Origin of the sequence: Prevotella pallens (assembly GCF_900454935.1) — a bacterium.
In the GTDB taxonomy this organism is placed as follows: Bacteria; Bacteroidota; Bacteroidia; order Bacteroidales; family Bacteroidaceae; genus Prevotella; species Prevotella pallens.
The window spans coordinates 1367379-1387191 of record NZ_UGTP01000001.1 but is presented as its reverse complement, the minus strand read 5'-3'; the positions used below and the strand labels follow the sequence as shown (position 1 = coordinate 1387191).

Below are 19813 nucleotides of genomic sequence, written 5' to 3'. Positions count from 1 at the left end.
TTTATTTTCTACTGTTAGAAGGGTATTAAGCTTGCTTTATATATAGCGTGCAGTTTGTTATCCTTCTTTAGAGTAATGTTATCTTTGCGACTTCAAAAGTATAAAAAAGAAATGACAGGGACAAACATTTTACACAAAATAACACGTGTGCAATGTTTCTATTTCGTTAATGTGCTTTATTACTGCTTTTACAGCGTATTTTAGAGTTTTTTTATGCAACTTTGTAATGACATTTGATATATCTTGTGAAGTTTATAATGCTTGTTGAGTTCTATTGATTTGTTGCATCTCTGCTGGAACAGAAGCACGGATTTTGTCAATAATAAGTTGTTTTATCGAGTTTCGTATAAAGCTTTTTTGTGTTAGCAGTATGATGTTGCGAGTTGGAATAGGGTGGGCGAAAGTACGTACTAAATCTTTCTGTCCGTCTGTAAGTTGTTTTATTGCAAGTTCAGGAATAAAGGTTACGCCTTTGCCACTTTCTACAATACGCATAAAGGTTTCTATGCTTCCAAGATTATATGCTTTTTTGCTTTTTGCTGCCGACTTTAAGTGACAGAATTTCACAAGTTGTTCGCGGAAGCAGTGTCCTTCATCGAGTAGCCAAAGAAATTCACCAGTAAGATCAGATGTACGTATTGCTTTATTTTTAAATAATGGGTCGCCTTTTGAAACATAAACAAAGAACTTCTCGTAGTATAAATGTTGTCTGTTAAAATCGTCTTGACCTTCGACTTCTGCCACAATGCCTGCATCTATATCGCCATGTTTAAGAGATCTATGTATATCTTCTGTCTTCATTTCGCTAACCCTAATATCTAACTGTGGATAGTCATTCATTAGTTGTGGAAGAAAACGTGGAATAAGATAAGGTGCTATGGTAGGTAGTACAGCAATGTGGAAGGTACCTGAAAGAGTTTGTCGTTCTTCTTCAATAACTTCCTTCAGTTGCTTTGCTCGCACGAGAATATTCCAAGCTCGCTCTATGATGAGCATTCCTTCAACAGTAGGCTTAATGGGTTGTTTACGTCTGTCGAATATTTTTACGCCTAACTCTTCTTCTAACTTCTGAATCATCGAACTTAGAGTGGGTTGGGTAACATTGCAATAGTCGGCTGCTTTCGCAAAGTGTTTACAACGATAAACTGCCATTACGTATTCTAATTGTTGAAGTGTCATATATGTTTATGTTTTGTGAGCTTAATATTGTTAGTGTTACAAAGGTACTATATTTTTTTGACGACCTTTAGTGTAAATAGCAAATATAGAATGTTTTTCATATTTTATTTAGTAATTTTGCCGAATGATAGAAAAAGATAAGATAAAACTGCTTGCTTTTGATGCTGATGACACTCTGTGGGATTGTCAATCGCATTTTGATGCTGTGGAAAAGGAATACCAAAGTATATTAAGCGATTATGGAACGGCTACTGAAATTTCATCGAGATTATTTGAAACAGAGACAGCTAATATGCCTTTGTTAGGTTATGGCTGTAAAGCCTTTGTACTTTCGCTTATAGAGAATGCAATTTCGATTAGCAATGGAGAATTGTCAGCCAATAAAATTGGTCAGATTTTAAATTGTGGAAAAAAACTTTTGAATATGCCTGCAACTCCATTGCAGGGTGTCCGCTGCGTGCTTGAGACATTAAACAATGTGCAACGTAAATATAAGATGGTAGTTTTTACTAAAGGTGAACTATTGGATCAAGAAAATAAACTGCGACGTTCTGGATTGCAATCTTTTTTCGATGCAACTATTGTAGTATCCGATAAGACTTCCGATGAATATGAATACCTTTGTAAGCGTTTCAATTGTTCTGTAAATGAACTTGTAATGGTAGGAAATTCATTCCGTTCTGATATTGCTCCAGTGTTAGAATTAGGTGGAAATGCCATTTATGTACCATCTAAAACATTGTGGCAACACGAATATATTGATGAATACGACCACACGAATTTAGTTACAGTTAGTGAGATAAGCGATATTCTGCAGTATCTTTAAATGCTTTTATTCTTACTTGTGTATATTTCTGTAATCACGCTATAATATTCTTGTTTTCAAATTATGTAATTTCTTCTATTTGCCATTTTCTTTCTGCAAAAACTTATAAATCATTTCCTGAAATCCTGAGGTTCCAGCGAAAATTATTTTATATTCCACAATCTAATGATAATATCTTTGTTAATTCCTTCTACCTTTCTTTCAATATCGTCAGGAAGATTACAGAAGAAATCTATATTCGTGAGTTCTTCAAGTTGTTTTATATTTACAACATAAGGTTTGAGCGATGCAGCTTGATTGTTTTCGTGTTTAAACCAGAATCCAATAGCCTTATATTCCCATTTCTTTTGTGTTTTGCTATAATATTTTAACAGAGCTGCAGAAAAGAAATATCCTGGTACAATAAAACCATTGCGAAGAAAGGCTTTTACTTGTGAAGTTTGATCAATGGTACCACCTCTACATATATACATTGTATCAATTGATTCCATCTTAAATGAATCTCGTATTTTATTTTCCATTGTTAGCCATATTCCACCACCTTTCACACTTCCATTAAATGCACTAAGTTGTGGCTGCATATTGCTTAAGTAAAAAGTTTGTCTTTGTGCCTCTTCTGTGCTTCTTCTATCAGCTGATGGACAAAGATGTCCGTGATCGTATCCTGTTCCCCAATATGGATCGTAACCGAAGGTCATTGAAGAAGAAATTAATGGGTCAGCTGGGTATTGAGGATTTCCATACCATCTACCTGTATTCCATATACTATTACTGTTGTATATTTGATAGCACGTCCAACGATTCGATTTCTTTTCTCCGTCCCACTCGAGACTATAGTTCACTTCATTGGTACTTTGGTCAATATGGGTGATTATTATACTTTTCCCTCCTCGTATTTTTGGAAATTCTAACCGATGTGTATAAGGATTAGGAAAATTTTGATTTGAGTTATTATTTGATATAGCTGTCTTCTCGTTATCATTATTATCTTTATTACAAGCCGAAAAAAGAAAAATGCTTGCAACAAGAAATATAACACTTGTTTCTACTAAACTTCTATTTTTCTTCATTTATCTCAAAGTTTATATTAGTACATAAATTCCATTCGTATAAAAAAAGTGCGATCAAACGCATATGCAACTACGTTTGACCGCACTTTATACTGTGTGGTATATTTGTTTTATTTCTTCAACTTACCATAACGGTTCATGAAGCGATCTACACGACCAGCTGTATCCACAAGTTTACTCTTACCTGTATAGAATGGGTGAGAGGTACTTGAGATTTCTACTTTAACCACTGGGTAAGTTTCGCCTTCAAATTCTACAGTATCGTTAGATTTACATGTAGATTTTGAAAGGAACATATCGCCGTTGGACATATCTTTGAATACGACGGGGCGATAGTTGTCTGGGTGAATACCTTTTTTCATTTTGCTTTATATATTTATTATTAATAAAAATCGTTATGTTTATGTTGAGAATAAAATAATTATTCATCGTACATATTTATAGGGTACAAAATTACAAATAATTCTGCAGCCTGCCAAATTATTAATATATTTTTTACTTAACAGTTACAGTCTTAATTTCCCATATAGGAGCAATATTTGTGGTGCTGTTATATTCAAATGCAACGAATACTTTCTCTTTTCCTGCATATTTGTTCAAATCGCAGGTAGAATCAACGAAAGTCCAACTATTACCTGAAGGGGGATTATTTATAGCTACCGATTCCCAATTATTACCATCAGTCGAAACAAATACCTTTATAGCATTGTTAAGTGGCATAGTTTTCAAAAAGTTCAATGCATTATTAAAAGTAAGTGTTGCTGTATTTACACCTTTCAAACTGAATGCTGGTGAAACAAGACGACTTTGTGTCTCGTAGTTTACATTATTTGCACGAGCACTTGCTTTCATTTGTTTATATTTCGCATCATGTGTCCAAACCTGTGTTAAATCTGCAGGAAGTGTCTTTAAATTAGATATACTAAAGCCTGCTATATCGTTATCGAATGTTACATCTAACCCAATGTTTGCACTTGGTGTTGTGTTTTGAGTCTTACCATTGAGTGAATATATATAGTTTCCTTGTCCAAGTTGCTTAACTCCATTTGTATGAGTCATTAATTTACCACAAATAATAACTTCATCACCTATTTTTATTTCATTGGCATTTGTAAAACTTTCGTTGCCTAAGTTCTTCCCACGAAAAACATAAAATTGATTGGAAGTTGTGCCGTCATCAGAAATATAGTAAGTAGCATTTCCATACTGTGTATTGACTTCCTTAATACTTACAATAATTCCTTTTACATATACTTCTTTATCAAGATTTTCTCCTTTGGTTATATAATTTTGTGCTGCTACAATATTAAAAGGATCATCTTTTGTACCAATACCTTTTGCAACCATATTAGAAGGTTCTGGTTTATTATTATTATCATCAAATGTTGTATTATATGGTGCAGGCACATCTTCACAGCTTGTGAGCGTATAAGCCGCAAAAGCTAATGCTAAAACAGAATAGATAAACTTCTTCATACTTGTTTTCTCTTTATTTGTTAATTTTCAATATTTTATTTTATTACGAGGTTCTTAAATTCCCATGTTGCAGCAGTTGTAGTTGTACTATTATAGAAGAAACTTATGAAAACCTTCTTACCACAATATGGTGTTAAATCTGCTTTTGCTGTTACAAAGTTCCAATTTTCTCCAGTTGGTTTCTTGTCTATGGTTAAATCTTTCCATATATTTCCATCTGTGGATATTTGTACTTTAAGTTCATTATCAAAGTTGTCAAAGTAACGCGCTGCATGGTCAAAAGAAAGCGTAGCATTTGTAACTTTTGTAAGATCTATAAGAGGAGAGATTGCACGTGCATGTGTTTCGTAACGTTGTCCATTTACGAATGCAGAAGCTTTCATTCCATAGGTAGGCGAAATCCATTTCCAAACAAATGTTATACCAGTAGGGAGTGTCCCTTGTTCTAATTTCCAATCAGTTGGTGCTTCTGCAAAAGAGTTACTATAAATAGTCTTTTCGGCTGGAGCAACTGGTTGAATATCATCAAGCGAACGTATAATAATCTCCCATTGATTATTGAAACGCTTAAAAATACCTGTTATATTAACTTTTCCAGTTGGAACTTTGGCATTTGCAAACTTTGCGAAGTTACTGTTATATACAATTACTTTATTACCATCTTGTTCATTTAAAGTCCACGAAACACTACCAGCACCTCCAGAAGAATTAGCAAATGTTCCATTTACAGAAGGTGTACTCGATTTGAAACTAACATTACGAATAATTCCAAGTCTACCTGCATCGTTATCAAATGTCCAATTAGTAGGTGCAGAACCATTTGTAAATTCTTTTACTTCTACAGAATTATTTAATGAAAGAATTTTATAATGGGTATCCCACACAATACGGCTAATACGTCCAATAGACATTACACCTTTAGCATTTTTTGTTGGAACTCCTATTTGTGCTTGTTTTCCATAATTACCTATATACAGATCTTTCAAATCTATGAGTATCTCTGTTCCAATAGGAAGAAACCCATAAAGGCCACTTTGACCAATTGAGATAATAATAGCTCCAGTCTTATCTTGTATTGCAAGTTCATTATAAATGTTACCAGCAACATCCGAACTTGTTACAATTCCTTTTATTTGCAAATCTTCTGTTATTTGCTCGTAACTCTTGCCATCACGGTAATCGGTGTTTATTGGTGTTGCAAATTTTGCTTTGAGATTGGCAATAGAAATTAAATTCGTTTCTTTTAATTCGTTATTGCCGTAAGGAGATGGCATATTTTCATCAGTTTCTGCATAACTATCGCCCATACATGAAGCAAAAAGAGAGCAGATTGCCACTATCATTATAAATTTTATGTATCTCATATTCTTTTGTCTATTTTAGAATTTGTAGGCAACATTCAACATTCCGTTAATGCCATTAACATAATACTTTTTCGGGTTTTTATTAAAATCGTATGCACGAGCAGTTGTCTCACCCGTTGTTTGATTAACAGTATAACTACTTCTACTTTGTTCGTAACCTCCAGAAACTATTTTCTGATTGTTTAATAGGTTGGTTATAATTAAGTTAATGGAAAGACTTCCTCGTTTTAAATATATGCTTTTGCCAATAGATGCATCAAGCATAAAACCACCTTTTCCTTTGCTTTGGTTATATGGTGTATAATTTCCTTCCGCATCCATTCCTCCAAATTGTGTTCCCATTGTTCGTAAAGTATTTCTATAACGAAGACTTGGTGCGTATGAAAGATATATTCTATCATAGTAGTTTCCACTTAAATCGATAAACCAACCTTTCTGGTGGAAGCTAAGAATACCACTATATGCAGATAAAGGTGTGCCACTTTCTCTCATTCCCTTGTTGTAAACTACATCTTTATACAAAGTACTTTTTGTAGAATTCATATAAACTACATCTGCATTATTTATATTTTTAGCTTCGCTCCACGTGCCCAATGCTTTAAAATTTAAGAAACTTGTGAGTTTAAAGTCAAGTCCCAATTCTAAACCATAGTAATTCTTCTTAATTCCAGTCATACTGACGTAAGTAAATGAATTGCCATCGTCAAAGTAGAAGTTTTGCCATTCTGTTACGTGGGTTAGATGATTATAATAAGCACTAAAATTAGCGAGTAACCAACTTCCAATATATTGATAGCTTACTTCACTTGAGAATATACGTTCATTACGTAAATTTCCAACAAAGTCATTATTCATTTCTGGCGATATGAAAGCATTGCTTGCTTGTGGTGCTCGTTGCTCATAGCCTAAACCAAACGAAATAGCATTACCACTGCCTAACGTCCAAGTTCCACTGAATTTACCACCACCTGTAACAAAATCTGCGTGTTTACTTTTTCCAAAAGAATTATCTGCGAACATTCCATTACGCATATATCCCTTTCTGTACATATTATCGTATCCTATTTTAGCACCTAACATGTAGTGAAGATTACCAAAAGTTTGTGCAAAATTAGTCCAAAGAGTACCACGACGTACGTTTATATTGTAGTCATAACCAAACTTATCGCCTTCGTAAACTAGAGCACCTAATCCTCGTGTACCCATTGTATTTAAATCATATTGAATGCGTGGATCGTTAGCAGAATAAGTCCCAATGGCGTATGTATTCACATTATGAAAGCTTTTTGCACCTAACAAATCTTCCATAGTCTGGTAATGTCGACCAAGATTTTGCCCTATCATTAAGCCAACATTAAAGACTTTATCTTTGCCTATATGCGTGTTGAGCGATGAAGATAAGGTTATGGTTGTATTATTATTGTGTTTAGCCTGAACATAATAAAGGGCATCTTGTCCATTTGCTGCAGCTTGTCGGTTAGCATAATACAGTCTGTCCCATTGTATTTGTCTGTTTTCTTTATTTCTCCACCAATTAACTGCAGTATTCCAATCTGCAAAAGCTTGTGCAGTACGATAACGAGTGTCTTGTTCATTCCACACATCATAATAACTACTAGGTAAATTTTTCCAATAATCTGGTTGGGGGTTATCTGCATTATTATAATTTAGCTTGGTACTTTTATACATAGAATACATTCCAAACAAACTTGTAGTAAGTGTTGTTTTATCGTTAATGTTCCAATCCCAAGTAAAGATTGCAGCAGGTGCAAAATCATTAACAACACGACTGTTACGTCGATGACCATTTTGGTACCCCCAATATGGATTATATTGATAATTATTTGCCAACCAGTAAACTTCGTCTGTACTTGCTCCTTGTGATGAACGTTCAGTTGGATTACCCCATGTAGAAAAACTCAAAGAATGTCCATTATTCCATTTCTTTTGAACACCGAAGAAATAAGAGAGAGCATTATAAAATGTTCCTTCTACATATCCACGATTTGCCCATCGATAGGTAATATTGGTTGCAAATGCCCAGCCTTTATTATTGAATCCACTCCCATAAGTATACATTCCTCTTAAAGTATAATTACGATTGGCTCCTGACAATGTAATGCGATGACCGCCTGCCATAGAGCCTGCTCTAAAGTCGTAGTTATTACTTCCTGCCATTGCTGTTAGAGAAAAATTATTATTTTCGAATGGAAGTGCAAAATCAACATTTCGTGTTTGCTGGTTTAGTCCACCAATTAATGAGTAGCGAAATTGTCCACTTTCCATATCGTTCATAGGTGCACCGTTAATATATACATCGTTGTATTTTGGATTTAGTGCACGATATCTAAAACGCAGTGGCGAATATAAAAAACCTACTTCTGAAGCATACACATTACTATTTGAATTTAATATAGTAACATCTGAACTTCTGTCGTTATCCTCTCCTAACTGTGCTTCTGTGAATGTAAATGCTGATTCGTCCATTGCATTTTGCAATTGTTCTTGCTGTATAGTGTCGGTTTTTGTATTTTGACCGACAACTATAGAAGAACAGCAGAGTGCAACCACAGCGAGTATAAACTTCTTCTGCATATCTTTTTAATATAAATTGAATTATTTAACGTTGCAAAGTAACAAAATATTCTTTGAAAAAAAAAGGAAATTTTGAATATTTTTCGTCATTGATGTTTGATGAGCCTTTCAGGGCAGTCTGCCACTATGATGAGGAGACGTGTGAAGAAATAGTGTTCATCACTAACAACTTTGAGATTAGCGCAGTAGAAGTGTCCGTCCTGTATAGGCACAGATGGGACAGAGAGGTGTTCTTCAAATGGATAAAGCAGAACATTGTAGTGAAGACCTTGTGGGGGGTATTCCGAGAATGCAGTCCAAATCCATCTCTGGGTTGCAGTCATCGCCTATCTACTTGTTGCAAGAATAAAGGCTTACAACAAAAGCCCATACACCATTACAGAAGTGGCAACGCTGATAAGACTTTCTGCTTTGGAGAAAACTCACCTCAGATATTTAATCACTAAGCCGAGAACCTCTGTCATTTTCAATCAATATGTCAAAGAACTTCCTCTATTTGATAATATGTAAAACTTAACGCGATTTTATCGCATCAGTACTAAAGTGAAACATTGATTTCTTCGCAAATGTATCAAAGCTTTTGATTGCCTCCAAATAATAGGGACAGACAGCAAAAAAGTGGTTTAGATAACTATTCAAGCCGCTGAAATACTATATTTTGGGACGAACAACTAACACGCTTAGTTCGTCGGATAGCTAAAGGAATGGTGTGATATTTCCGCCTAAAGTAAGAAGATATATACTACTCATTATCACAAGAATTATTTTACTTTTACTTTGCTGTCACTTTTAACACTTCTCGTAAATCTACTGTAAATTAACAAGTTAAGTCATCATAATGGATGACAGCAATGACAGCAAACTCAATTCTAAAAGAATTACCTTACGATAGACAGAGAAGAATAGAGTGGATAATCTCTATATAAAATGGAAAAACCAAATTTTATCAACGTTTATTACCTAATAACCTGAACTCGGGATAAGAATAATACTCAAAAAAGTTGGTAATCTCGTTATATTTTTGTAACTTTATAGTTGAAAATCAATAACTTACAATTAATATAGCGATGATTACCAAAGACAAAATTACCGAAATCTTTTGTATTGCAGATGACTTTTGCAAAGAATTTGAGTCAGAAATTGATAAAATAGGGCTTCCTAATGATACCAAGTGTAAGCATCGCCTTCGTAAATGGCGTATGAGCAAGTCAGAAATCATAACCATAATGATCTGTTTTCATTTTAATTCTTATCGTAACTTTCAACATTATTATATGTTCTTTATCAAGGAGCATCTTGCAGATATGTTTCCTCATCTGTTATCCTATAATCGTTTTTTGGAGCTTGAAGCTAGAGTTTCGGTAGAAATGATGATGTTCTTGCAAATATGTTGTTTTGGCAGATGTACTGGTATTAGCTTTATTGACTCTACCTGTATCCCAGTCTGCCATAATAAACGTATTTACCGCAATAAGGTTTTTAAGGATTATGCTACCAGAGGCAAAAGCACAATGGGTTGGTATTTTGGATTTAAACTGCACCTTATATGCAATGAACGAGGGGAAATTCTCAACTTTATGCTTACCAAAGCCAATGTAGATGATAGAGATGAGAATGTCTTTAATAGGCTGACTGATAATGTTTTTGGAAAATTATTTGCCGATAAAGGATACATCTCTAAGGGACTATTTGAAAAATTATTCAATGATGGCATTAACTTGGTAACAGGTATAAGAAGTAATATGAAAAACAAGTTAATCCCAATATATGATAGACTGCTTTTAAGAAAAAGATCTGTAATTGAAACTATCAATGACGAACTGAAAAATGTAGCACAATTGGTCCACTCTAGACATAGAAGTGTACTTAATTTTGCTATGAATGTATTATCAGCAATGGCTGCATATAGCTTCTTTGAAAAGAAACCTGAAGTCAATTTAGATTTCTGCATAGAACAACACAACGGTCAACTTTCTTTGTTCTAAAAAAACAGTTTGTTTTTGATAAAAAGGAGTAGCCTCAATCTAAGACGATTGAGGCTAAATGGGTTTTAGGATAAATAAATTAGAGTAATAAAAAGAAACTTATCCCGAGTTCAGGTTAGTAGGAAAAGTACCGACTTGTTTGATGGCATTGATGTTCTCGTTTTTATAGTTCTCTTATATTTTCTATTGAGTCTTTCAATCCAATTAGTCGTATATATACACCTTTGCACTTGCACAGGAAAGTCCATATATGTAAAGTAAGCGATGTTGTAGTCGGCTTTATACTTTTTCAATATTGGGTATTTCTTTTCCCATTTGGCTACAAAAGTAATAAATTGTTTATGCTCCGACCAGGATCCCATCTCTTTATTTTCTAAAGTAAATACCTCATTTAGTTCTTCTGCCATCTGCGGTTTATCCACAATTTAGTATTTGTTGCTTGACGTGAGCTACACAAAACTGATGAGATGCCTGGGGAAAAGCTGCACAAACAGCATTCTCTATTCCTTGAAGTGCATCAGATACTACTAAGTCTATTTGAGTAACTCATCGTTCTTTCAACACTTCAAGCTCTTCCTTCCAGCATATACCTCCCTCACTAGGATAAAACCTTCGCTGCTGCTTGTGTAATTCGAAAGATTTTCCGAAATTTGTAATTGTGTAAGTTCCATTGTTTCTTTATTTTGTTGTTTTCAAATGCAAAGAGAAGAAAAATATGGGCTTACACACTTTTTTAAGACAGTACCAACTCTATAGATTTTTGTGTATAAAAATAGAATAAATCGCAATGTGAAGAAGCATATAGGAGCATTTTATTGTTATGTGAGTTCATTAATAAAAAGTTAAAATAGTGTTAAATTATGATTAAAACGTGACGTAATTGTTACTATATCCTATCTTTGCATAAAATAGTAAAATATTACTCGAAGTTGTATGATGTTGTTAAATTATCAGCGCAGAGAGTTAAGCTAAAAACTTTTTAATAAAAGTTCAGTATATAGTGTAAATGTTAACTTAAAAAGAATCTATTGCACATATGATTAATTTTAGAGGATTATTATTTAAACCTTTGCATAATATAGAGGAAATGTCTATATTGTTGTGCCAAGCATTGCATATAAAATTAACAAAACGCCTATTATGTAAAGAATTGGAAGAACACCCCGACTTCCCTAGTTTAGGTGCAGTAAAAGATGTTTTTGGAAAATTCAATATTTCATCAATAGCTTTAAAGTTAGAAGATAAAAGTAATATAGAAAAGATTGAAGGTTGTTTCTTAGCACAAATAATAGATATAAAAAATAACTTCAATTTATTTGCAATCATCTATAGTCAAGATGAAGACAAGTTTAATTGGTATAACCCTATTAAGAAGAAAAAAGAGTTAATTGATAGAGATGTTTTTTTAGATCTATTCACTGGGTATATTTTTTATGCGGACCCAGATAAAAATTCAGGAGATAGAGAGTATTCATATACTCGAAAAAAAGAAAATCAAAGTAATATGTTTAGTATACTGCTTTCAGTTTCTATTTTTTCTTATCTTCTATTTTCTTTATTTTTAATAAAGACTAATTTTGTAAAAATCTATTTCGTTGTTTTTATATTATTTCTATTATTGGGTGGTGTTATTACTGCTTTAATGCTTTTGTATGAGTATGATAAGAATTCGCCTACGCTTCGGAAAATATGTAATTCAAGCCGTAAGGTTAATTGTTTAGCAGTCTTATCTTCTAAAGGTTCTAAAATATGGGGTGTTCCTTGGACTGTAATAGGATTTTCTTATTATTTAGGTTTACTTTTTTCTTTATTAATTAATTCGTTTAGTACTAATATTTTTGTAACAGTTAGTTACTTTAATTTATTATCGCTTCCTTATATTATTTATTCTGTTTATTACCAGAAATTTATAGTTAAACAATGGTGCGTCTTATGTTTATCTGTTCAATTTATAAACTTATCACTTTTTATTTTATCTGTTTTAGCAGGCTCTTTTTCTGCTGGGTTAAGTTTAGATTTACTTTCCATATTTAGCATATTTGGCACTTTTATATTATCTTTTGGAGTAGCTTATCTTTTATGGCAATATATTCAAAAGGAGAAAAATAATAAAGATTTATCTAATCTTTTTAAAAAGATAAAGTATAATAGAGATGTTTTTTTCTCATTATTAAAGAATGAAAGGAAGATGGAAGGAATTACCAATGATTTTGGTGTAATTTTAGGAAATCCTAATGGCAGTATACATATTGTTAAGGTTTGTAATCCATATTGTTATTACTGTTCATTATCGCATCCTATTTTAAGTCAGTTGGTAAAATCTAATGATGAGATAAAATTACAAATAATCTTTTTTGTAAATCCAGACTCTGATGAATATGAGCATACTCCTATTGAAACATTCTTAGGTGCGTATTATGAAGGTAAAGATATAGAGTTGATTCTTTCGGATTGGTATAATAATGATAATAAAAACCTTGAAGAATTTATCCGATTACACCCTATAAGAGAAGATAATTCTTCTAAAAATAAATCAAATGTTATAAGTATGTTTGACTTTTGTGTGAAGAATAAAATATTATATACTCCAACTATCTTTATAAATGGCTATGAATTGCCTGAAATATATAATTTCAGCGATTTATTATATTTTTTTATTAATTAAATTTTATCAGTATGAAAAAAAATGATTTTAAAATGCTTGAAAGCATTGGTTCAGTTCTTTCTAAAGAAGAACTAAGAGTAGTTATTGGTGGTGAGGAACCGTATGAGGGAACAACAACTATAAGTGATCATTTTGAACCTGATTTTGGTTCTCAAAATGAAGTAGAAGCTTGTGCTAAGAAGCCAATTGGGGCAGGATGTCGTACAGGGTTAATTTATTCTGGCACTTGTCTTCATGCTGGTCCTGGCGGAAAAAAGATTTGTGCTGACAAGAGACTACTAGAGTAATGTATTGAATCAAGAGGGCAATTTATTGCCCTCTTGAAATCTATAAAAACTTAAATCTAATCATTATGGGCATCTGTATAAAGAAATTTATTCATTACTTGTTGGCGGAATTAATTTAATGCATATTTGACATGTCCTAGTGGTCTGTCGTTTATGTAGTTAATGTATTGCAGTACTGTAAACGTACTGATTTTGGCAGTAATTCTTGCGAATAGTCCTGTGGTCTGTTTGGCATAGTTCCTGATGAGCATGAGATGGTCACATAGTTGAGAGAAACAAGTCTCAATTCTTTTTCTAGCCTTCGCATAAGGTTTAAAAGCAGGCTTCCATGTCTTCATGTTTAATCTATACGGAACCTCCAGTTTGATGTGCGCAGATGAAAACAGATCTTGTTGCAGTTCTGCACTCAGATAAGCTCTATCAGCAAGAATACTGCACTCTGAAAATTCAAACTTCACATCCTTCATATAATGTATATCATGAACATTAGCAGCCGTCAGGTCAAATGAATGTATAACACCTCGTAAACCGCATACAGCGTGCAACTTATAACCATAATAATATACTCCTTGCGTGGCGCAGTAACCAAAAGCTGGAGATTTATCAGGCTCGTCCTTGCCCATCTTGCAGCGTTTGCCTCTTGAGAGTCTGCAAACCTCTATCGGTTTGGAATCTACACAGAAATATTCCTCTGCACCATCCATTGCCTTTGCTATACGCTTACGAATCATTTCACACAGGTGATATGTGTTCTTGCGACGGTCATTGAACTGGCGACGACTGATGAGATGACAAAAGTCCTTTTGGTATTCTTTCAGCCGGTCAAAGAGGTTATTCTCACTGTCAATGCCGAGATGCTCAGCTGTCAGACTCAGGGCTATGACATCAAGGTCAGAGAAGCGAGGGACAACACCACGACGAGGAATATTTCCAAGGTCATTAACCAATCCGTAGGAGAATTTCTTGCATATCTCAAGTATTTTGACGAAATTTGCATATAAGTTGTGCATGGAGTTAAAGCAGATAACAGTATTGTTGATTATCATAAAGTTACTGATTTTTAGCGACATGTGCAACTTTTTTACATTCATATTTCTGATATTTTATCTATTGATTAATTCCGCCAACGGGTTATTCATTATATTTATTTATTATTACTACTTTTCGCTTTACCAATTCAAGCGAGTGATTACAAACACTCTGTCGGAGGTTCTATTGTTGATAACATCACAGGAATGGGCGTTACAGCGAAAATTACCTTAATGACCGCCGATAGTGTTGTTATTGATACGGTGACGGCACAAATAGAAGAGATGCCTTACAATATTGGTTACAATAAGGCTTATTATGTATTTGAAGATGCTGTAACGTCGAAAGGAAAATACATTATAAAAGCAGAGAAAGAAGGTTATGACGTTTGTTATATGAATTGTGAATTGAGAAGCACTCGTGAGAGCTATATTGGAGTGAAGCAAATACGTATGACGAAAATTATCGAGCATGAACTGAAGGGAGTTACGGTGATTGCTTCTAAAGTGAAAATGGTTATGAAAGGCGATACCATTGTTTATAATGCAAATGCTTTTAATTTAGCCGAAGGCAATATGCTCGATGCCTTAATCGCCCGTCTGCCAGGTGCCAAGTTGGAAAAAGACGGAAGAATTTATGTGAATGGTAGGTTCATTCAAAGTCTTTTGGTAAACGGACAGGAATTTTTTTCTGGTAATCCTAAATTGGCTTTAGAGAATCTTCCAGCTTATACGGTGAATAAAATAAAGGTTTATAACAAGGCGGGAACAAGATCAAGACTAATGGAACGCAATATGGGTGATAATACCTACGTGATGGATGTCAGATTGAAAAGAGAATATGCAACGGGTTATATGGGTAATTTAGAAGCAGGTGGCGGAACCAAAAAGCGTTACAAACTTCGTGGTTTTAGTATGAAGTTTTCAGATAAAGAACGTATGGGATCCTTCTTTAATATCAATAATCTGAACGATAATCAGCGTGCTGCATTAACAGGTAAATGGAGTCCGCAAGATGTAGGCGATGGTTTGCTTACTGTAAAGAACGCAGGTCTTTCATATGTACGTTTCTTGAATAATGAACTTTCATGGGTTTCAACTGAAAATACTTGGGAACATATCAATACCGACAACGAGTCAATTACACATACACAGACTTATTTGCCTAACGGAAACTCATTCTTACACAATCATAGCAAACAACTGAATAAGTCAGACAGGTGGGAAAGTAGAAACACTCTTTCTATTAAAGGATCAACTTTCTCTACAACGAATTTACTTAGTGTTTCCTATATGCGCAATAATGGATTTGGAAATGCGAATATCATTACTTCAAATGAAACAACAAAGCTGAATGCTTTACTATCGAAAAACAGTTTCGAAGCAAGCAATTTCAATTTTGACTTCTCAACTGGTAATTATGTTAAGTACATTACAGACTTGATACGTGGAGACTTCTCTGTAAGTTATAATCGTAATAATCAAAAGCAGTTCATGTTGAATGGCATTCAATATATGCAAGGAGGTCTGCCTAATGACTATCGTAACAATTACTTTGACATGCCCAATCAGAAACTGAAGCTATCTGCTAGTGTTGGCTACGATTTTAATATACGTGAAACAACGTTAGCTCCAAGTTATTCTTATACCTACACTTATAACAAGGCAAGTAATTTGCTTTACCGTCTTGACTGGATTGCAGGAAGAGATATTAATCAATTTAATGTATTGCCTTCTACTTCCAATGTTTTGCTTTCTGTATTGGATAATAACAATAGCTATCACTTTAATGAATATCGAAACGAACATAGTTTCAATTTACGTTATTTCAAGTTCTGTAAGAAATTATTTGATGGTGAACTTACAGTAAACCTCCCACTGCGTTTATTAAATGCTGACTTCCATTATTATGGTGTCAGCGAGCAACGTTTTTCTCGCCGTAAACTATTCTTTGAACCGAATATACAGTTAAGTCATTGGGGGGAAGACGTATCATGGGATTTTACTGCAGGTATTAAATCAGACTTTCCAACTTTACTTGCCACAGTAGATTATCGTAGTGATAGCGACCCACTAAACATTAGATTGGGTAATAAAGACTTACGTAACCTGCATCATTATGATGTAAATGCCAATATTACCTTTAATGGAGAAAAGGAACAAACAATTAGTTTATCAGCTAATTATCACCGAACAGACAACCAGGTAGCATATGCGCTTATCTTTGATAATAATACTGGAGTATCAACAATATATCCTACCAGTGTAAAAGGTAATTGGAAAACAAAGTTTGAGGTAGAGTTTAAGCGTGCATTGGATAAAGCAAACAGAATCTTATTCAGCAATGATTTCTCTACCAATTATAACCACTGTGTTGATATGGCTTCCGTAGTTGGAAGCACTGCAAGTCAGCGTAGTATTGTAGATAACTGGAAGTTTGGTGATGAATTAAAAGTGAATTATCGCTTAAACGATGACTATGAATTCACATTTCATACAGGTCTAAACTACTATCTTATACGTAGTAAACGTTTTGGTTTTGAAAATATCAATGCATCAGACTATAATATTGGTCTAAATGCACAGATTGTATTGCCTTGGGAATTACAATTAACTACCGATATGACGATGTTTGCAAGGCGAGGTTATCAGCAATCTGAGATGAATACCACAGATTGGATTTGGAATATTCAGTTGGCACGTACCTTCTTAAAAGGACATCTTACCGCTAAACTACAAGGTTTCGACCTGCTGCAACAGCTGTCAAACATCCGCTACGTAATTAATTCGCAAGGACGTACAGAATCTTGGAATAATAATATACCTCGCTATGTAATGTTTTCTCTTGCATGGAAGTTCAACATTAATCCCAAAAAGAAATAATTATTTTTTCCTAAAAGATGAATGTGTTGATTGATGTAAATAATAACAAAAGATAAGTAAAATATTCTCTTTCACTCATTATTGAAGTTATGTTAAACTCATTTCCTTTTTTAAAGCAACGTGATTCAATGCATTGTGGAATTACTTGTTTACAAATGATATGTAGGTATTTTGGAAAAGACCATATCTCTATATATCTGAGGAAACGAAGCTTTTGTACAAATGAAGGAATCTCACTATTTGCTATTACTCAGATAGCAAATGAAATAGGACTTAGGTCTCTTTCTTTGAAGACTTCTATAGGTGCATTAGAAAATTCAAAATTACCTTGTATTCTTCATTGGAATCAAAAACACTTTGTAGTGTTATACAAGGTTAAGAATAATAAAATGTTCTATGTCGCAGACCCTGCTAAAGGTCTTTTAAAATATAGCCTTGAGGATTTAAAAAAGCATTGGATTAGTATAAATTCTGAAGGTACAGAAGAAGGAATTGCGATGTTTTTAGAACCAACTCCTGAATTTTATAAGATAACAACTAATGACAAACACGAAAGTGAAAGGTCATTTAAATTTCTCTTTGGTTACATAAAAAAATATCGTAAATATTTTGGACAGATTGTTTTAGGGCTACTTGCTGGAAGCTTATTACAGCTTATTTTTCCTTTTCTTACCCAAGCGATTGTGGATGTGGGTATAAAAAAGCAAAATATAGGTTTTATTTGGTTGATATTATTAGGACAATTGGTGTTGACTATAAGCAGTACGGCTATCAACTTTATACGTAGTTGGTTGCTGCTTCATATATCAATGCGCATTAATATTTCATTATTGAGCGACTTCTTTATTAAACTCTTGAAACTACCGATGTCGTTTTTCGATACAAAGTTGATAGGTGATTTAATGCAACGTATGGGTGACCATGGTCGTGTAAATGACTTTTTAATGCACCAAACGTTCAGCATTGTATTTTCGTTCTTTACGTTTATAGTGTTTAGTATCGTACTATTATTTTATAATTGGATGATATTTACAATTTTTGTCTTGGGGGGGCTGTTATATGGAGGTTGGCTTGTTCTCTTTCTTAAACGGAGAGAAGCTCTTAATTATGAACTTTTTGAACAGCAAGCTATAAACAATAATAAGACTTACGAATTTATAACTTCCATGCAAGAAATAAAGCTTCAAAATTGTGAACAACGCCGTCGTTGGGAATGGGAAGATATTCAGGCAGATCTTTTTGGTGTACAGATGAAATCACTGAAACTCCAGCAAACACAAGAAGCTGGTAGTGTATTTATTAACGAACTCAAAAATATAGTCATAACAGTTGTTGCTGCTACAGCTGTAATACATGGACAACTTACTTTGGGCATGATGCTTGCCGTTCAATACATTATTGGTCAGCTCAATTCTCCTGTTGAACAACTGATGGGATTCTTTTATAATGTACAAGATGTAAAAATTAGCCTTGAACGTATAAATGAAATTCATCGCATGGATGATGAAAATGGAAAGAATGGTTTGAAAGAGGCTGTAAAAGAAGATAACAAAGGAATTGATTTAGAAGAAATTGTTTTTAAATACGATCACTATGCTCCAAAAAATATTATCGACAATGTTAAACTTAGTATTCCTAAGGGAAAAGTAACAGCAATTGTTGGAGCATCAGGTAGTGGAAAAACAACATTGATAAAATTAATGTTGGGTTATTATCCTGTCTTGAATGGACGAATTTCTATTGGTGAAACCGATATAAATACATTAAATAAAAAATGGTGGCGTAGTCAGTGTGGCGTAGTAATGCAAGATGGTGTTATTTTTTCAGAATCAATTGAACGCAATATTGCTGTTGATGATAATGAGATTGATAAAGGACGATTGGAAAAAGCAGCTGAGATAGCTTGTATAAAGGAATATGTTATGGGGCTACCTTTAAAGTATAATACCAAGATAGGACGTGATGGAATTGGCTTGAGTCAAGGACAAAAGCAACGAGTCTTGATAGCAAGAGCTGTATATAAAAACCCTGATTACATATTTTTTGATGAGGCTACCAATTCGCTTGATGCTAACAATGAACGTATGATAGTAGAAAACCTTAATGATTTTTATAAAGGTAAAACTGTAATTATTGTGGCACACCGACTTAGTACGGTTAAGAATGCTGACCAAATAGTGGTTTTAGATAAAGGAAGAGTTATGGAAGTTGGAAATCATGAACAACTTACTAAGAAGCGTGGTGCATACTACAATCTTGTGAAAAATCAATTGGAGTTGGGTTCTTAATAAAAAAGATTATGGCAGATGATAAAATAGATTATCGAAGTGAGAAAATTCGTAATATAATAAACGAACCTCCTTCAAAAATTATTTGTTATGGAATAACGATAATTAGTATTGTGCTTTCGGTACTTATAGCTCTTGTTTATTTAATAATAAGAAATACTTCATAC

Annotated in this window: 14 protein-coding genes and 1 pseudogene; 7 read left to right on the top strand and 8 right to left on the bottom strand. The window is 33.6% G+C overall.

Going from position 1 to position 19813, the window contains the following annotated elements:
* Positions 1–252: 252 nt before the first annotated feature.
* Positions 253–1179 (bottom strand): hydrogen peroxide-inducible genes activator, encoded by a 927-nt coding sequence (locus tag DX009_RS05905; RefSeq protein ID WP_115083340.1) that lies wholly within the window; start codon positions 1177–1179, stop codon positions 253–255.
* 124 nt (positions 1180–1303) lie between these two features.
* On the opposite strand from DX009_RS05905, the gene DX009_RS05900 reads away from it, so the two are divergent.
* Positions 1304–2005, top strand: a complete 702-nt coding sequence (locus DX009_RS05900; protein WP_115083339.1) for an HAD family hydrolase — start codon at positions 1304–1306, stop codon at positions 2003–2005.
* Between the two features lie 143 nt (positions 2006–2148).
* Here DX009_RS05900 and DX009_RS05895 read toward each other — a convergent pair whose 3' ends face one another.
* From DX009_RS05895 to DX009_RS05875, 5 genes are all read right to left on the bottom strand, one after another.
* The gene (locus tag DX009_RS05895; RefSeq protein WP_115083338.1) at positions 2149–3075 is read right to left on the bottom strand and encodes a DNA/RNA non-specific endonuclease; all 927 of its coding nucleotides are present in this window, start codon (positions 3073–3075) and stop codon (positions 2149–2151) included.
* A gap of 110 nt (positions 3076–3185) precedes the next feature.
* The gene (locus tag DX009_RS05890) at positions 3186–3437 is read right to left on the bottom strand and encodes a type B 50S ribosomal protein L31 (protein WP_006044773.1); all 252 of its coding nucleotides are present in this window, start codon (positions 3435–3437) and stop codon (positions 3186–3188) included.
* A 133-nt stretch (positions 3438–3570) separates the two neighbouring features.
* Complete coding sequence (locus DX009_RS05885) at positions 3571–4551, bottom strand: choice-of-anchor J domain-containing protein (RefSeq protein ID WP_115083337.1); 981 nt, start codon at positions 4549–4551, stop codon at positions 3571–3573.
* Between the two features lie 35 nt (positions 4552–4586).
* On the bottom strand, positions 4587–5915 hold the full coding sequence (locus DX009_RS05880; RefSeq protein WP_115083336.1) for a DUF5689 domain-containing protein: 1329 nt from the start codon (positions 5913–5915) through the stop codon (positions 4587–4589).
* Between the two features lie 15 nt (positions 5916–5930).
* Complete coding sequence (locus DX009_RS05875; protein ID WP_115083335.1) at positions 5931–8510, bottom strand: TonB-dependent receptor; 2580 nt, start codon at positions 8508–8510, stop codon at positions 5931–5933.
* Positions 8511–8563: 53 nt separating this feature from the next.
* Between DX009_RS05875 and DX009_RS05870 the strand changes: the two genes are divergently transcribed.
* Both DX009_RS05870 and DX009_RS05865 read left to right on the top strand, forming a co-directional pair.
* Positions 8564–8956, top strand: coding sequence for a transposase (locus tag DX009_RS05870; RefSeq protein WP_181792316.1), 393 nt, complete (start codon positions 8564–8566; stop codon positions 8954–8956).
* A gap of 621 nt (positions 8957–9577) precedes the next feature.
* A complete protein-coding gene (locus DX009_RS05865) occupies positions 9578–10495 on the top strand; it encodes an IS982 family transposase (RefSeq protein WP_115082805.1) in 918 nt (305 codons plus the stop codon).
* Between the two features lie 116 nt (positions 10496–10611).
* Here DX009_RS05865 and DX009_RS13870 read toward each other — a convergent pair.
* Positions 10612–11101, bottom strand: a pseudogene (locus tag DX009_RS13870) (transposase); the annotation flags it as partial.
* A 430-nt stretch (positions 11102–11531) separates the two neighbouring features.
* On the opposite strand from DX009_RS13870, the gene DX009_RS05850 reads away from it, so the two are divergent.
* A complete protein-coding gene (locus DX009_RS05850) occupies positions 11532–13160 on the top strand; it encodes a vitamin K epoxide reductase family protein (protein WP_115083333.1) in 1629 nt (542 codons plus the stop codon).
* An 11-nt stretch (positions 13161–13171) separates the two neighbouring features.
* Complete coding sequence (locus tag DX009_RS05845; RefSeq protein ID WP_115083332.1) at positions 13172–13447, top strand: hypothetical protein; 276 nt, start codon at positions 13172–13174, stop codon at positions 13445–13447.
* A 110-nt stretch (positions 13448–13557) separates the two neighbouring features.
* Here DX009_RS05845 and DX009_RS05840 read toward each other — a convergent pair whose 3' ends face one another.
* Complete coding sequence (locus DX009_RS05840) at positions 13558–14517, bottom strand: IS982 family transposase (RefSeq protein ID WP_115082768.1); 960 nt, start codon at positions 14515–14517, stop codon at positions 13558–13560.
* Positions 14518–14682: 165 nt separating this feature from the next.
* Between DX009_RS05840 and DX009_RS05835 the strand changes: the two genes are divergently transcribed.
* A complete protein-coding gene (locus DX009_RS05835; protein WP_245944595.1) occupies positions 14683–17358 on the top strand; it encodes an outer membrane beta-barrel protein in 2676 nt (891 codons plus the stop codon).
* Between the two features lie 89 nt (positions 17359–17447).
* Positions 17448–19646, top strand: coding sequence for a peptidase domain-containing ABC transporter (locus tag DX009_RS05830; RefSeq protein ID WP_115083330.1), 2199 nt, complete (start codon positions 17448–17450; stop codon positions 19644–19646).
* The last annotated feature ends 167 nt before the right edge of the window (positions 19647–19813 follow it).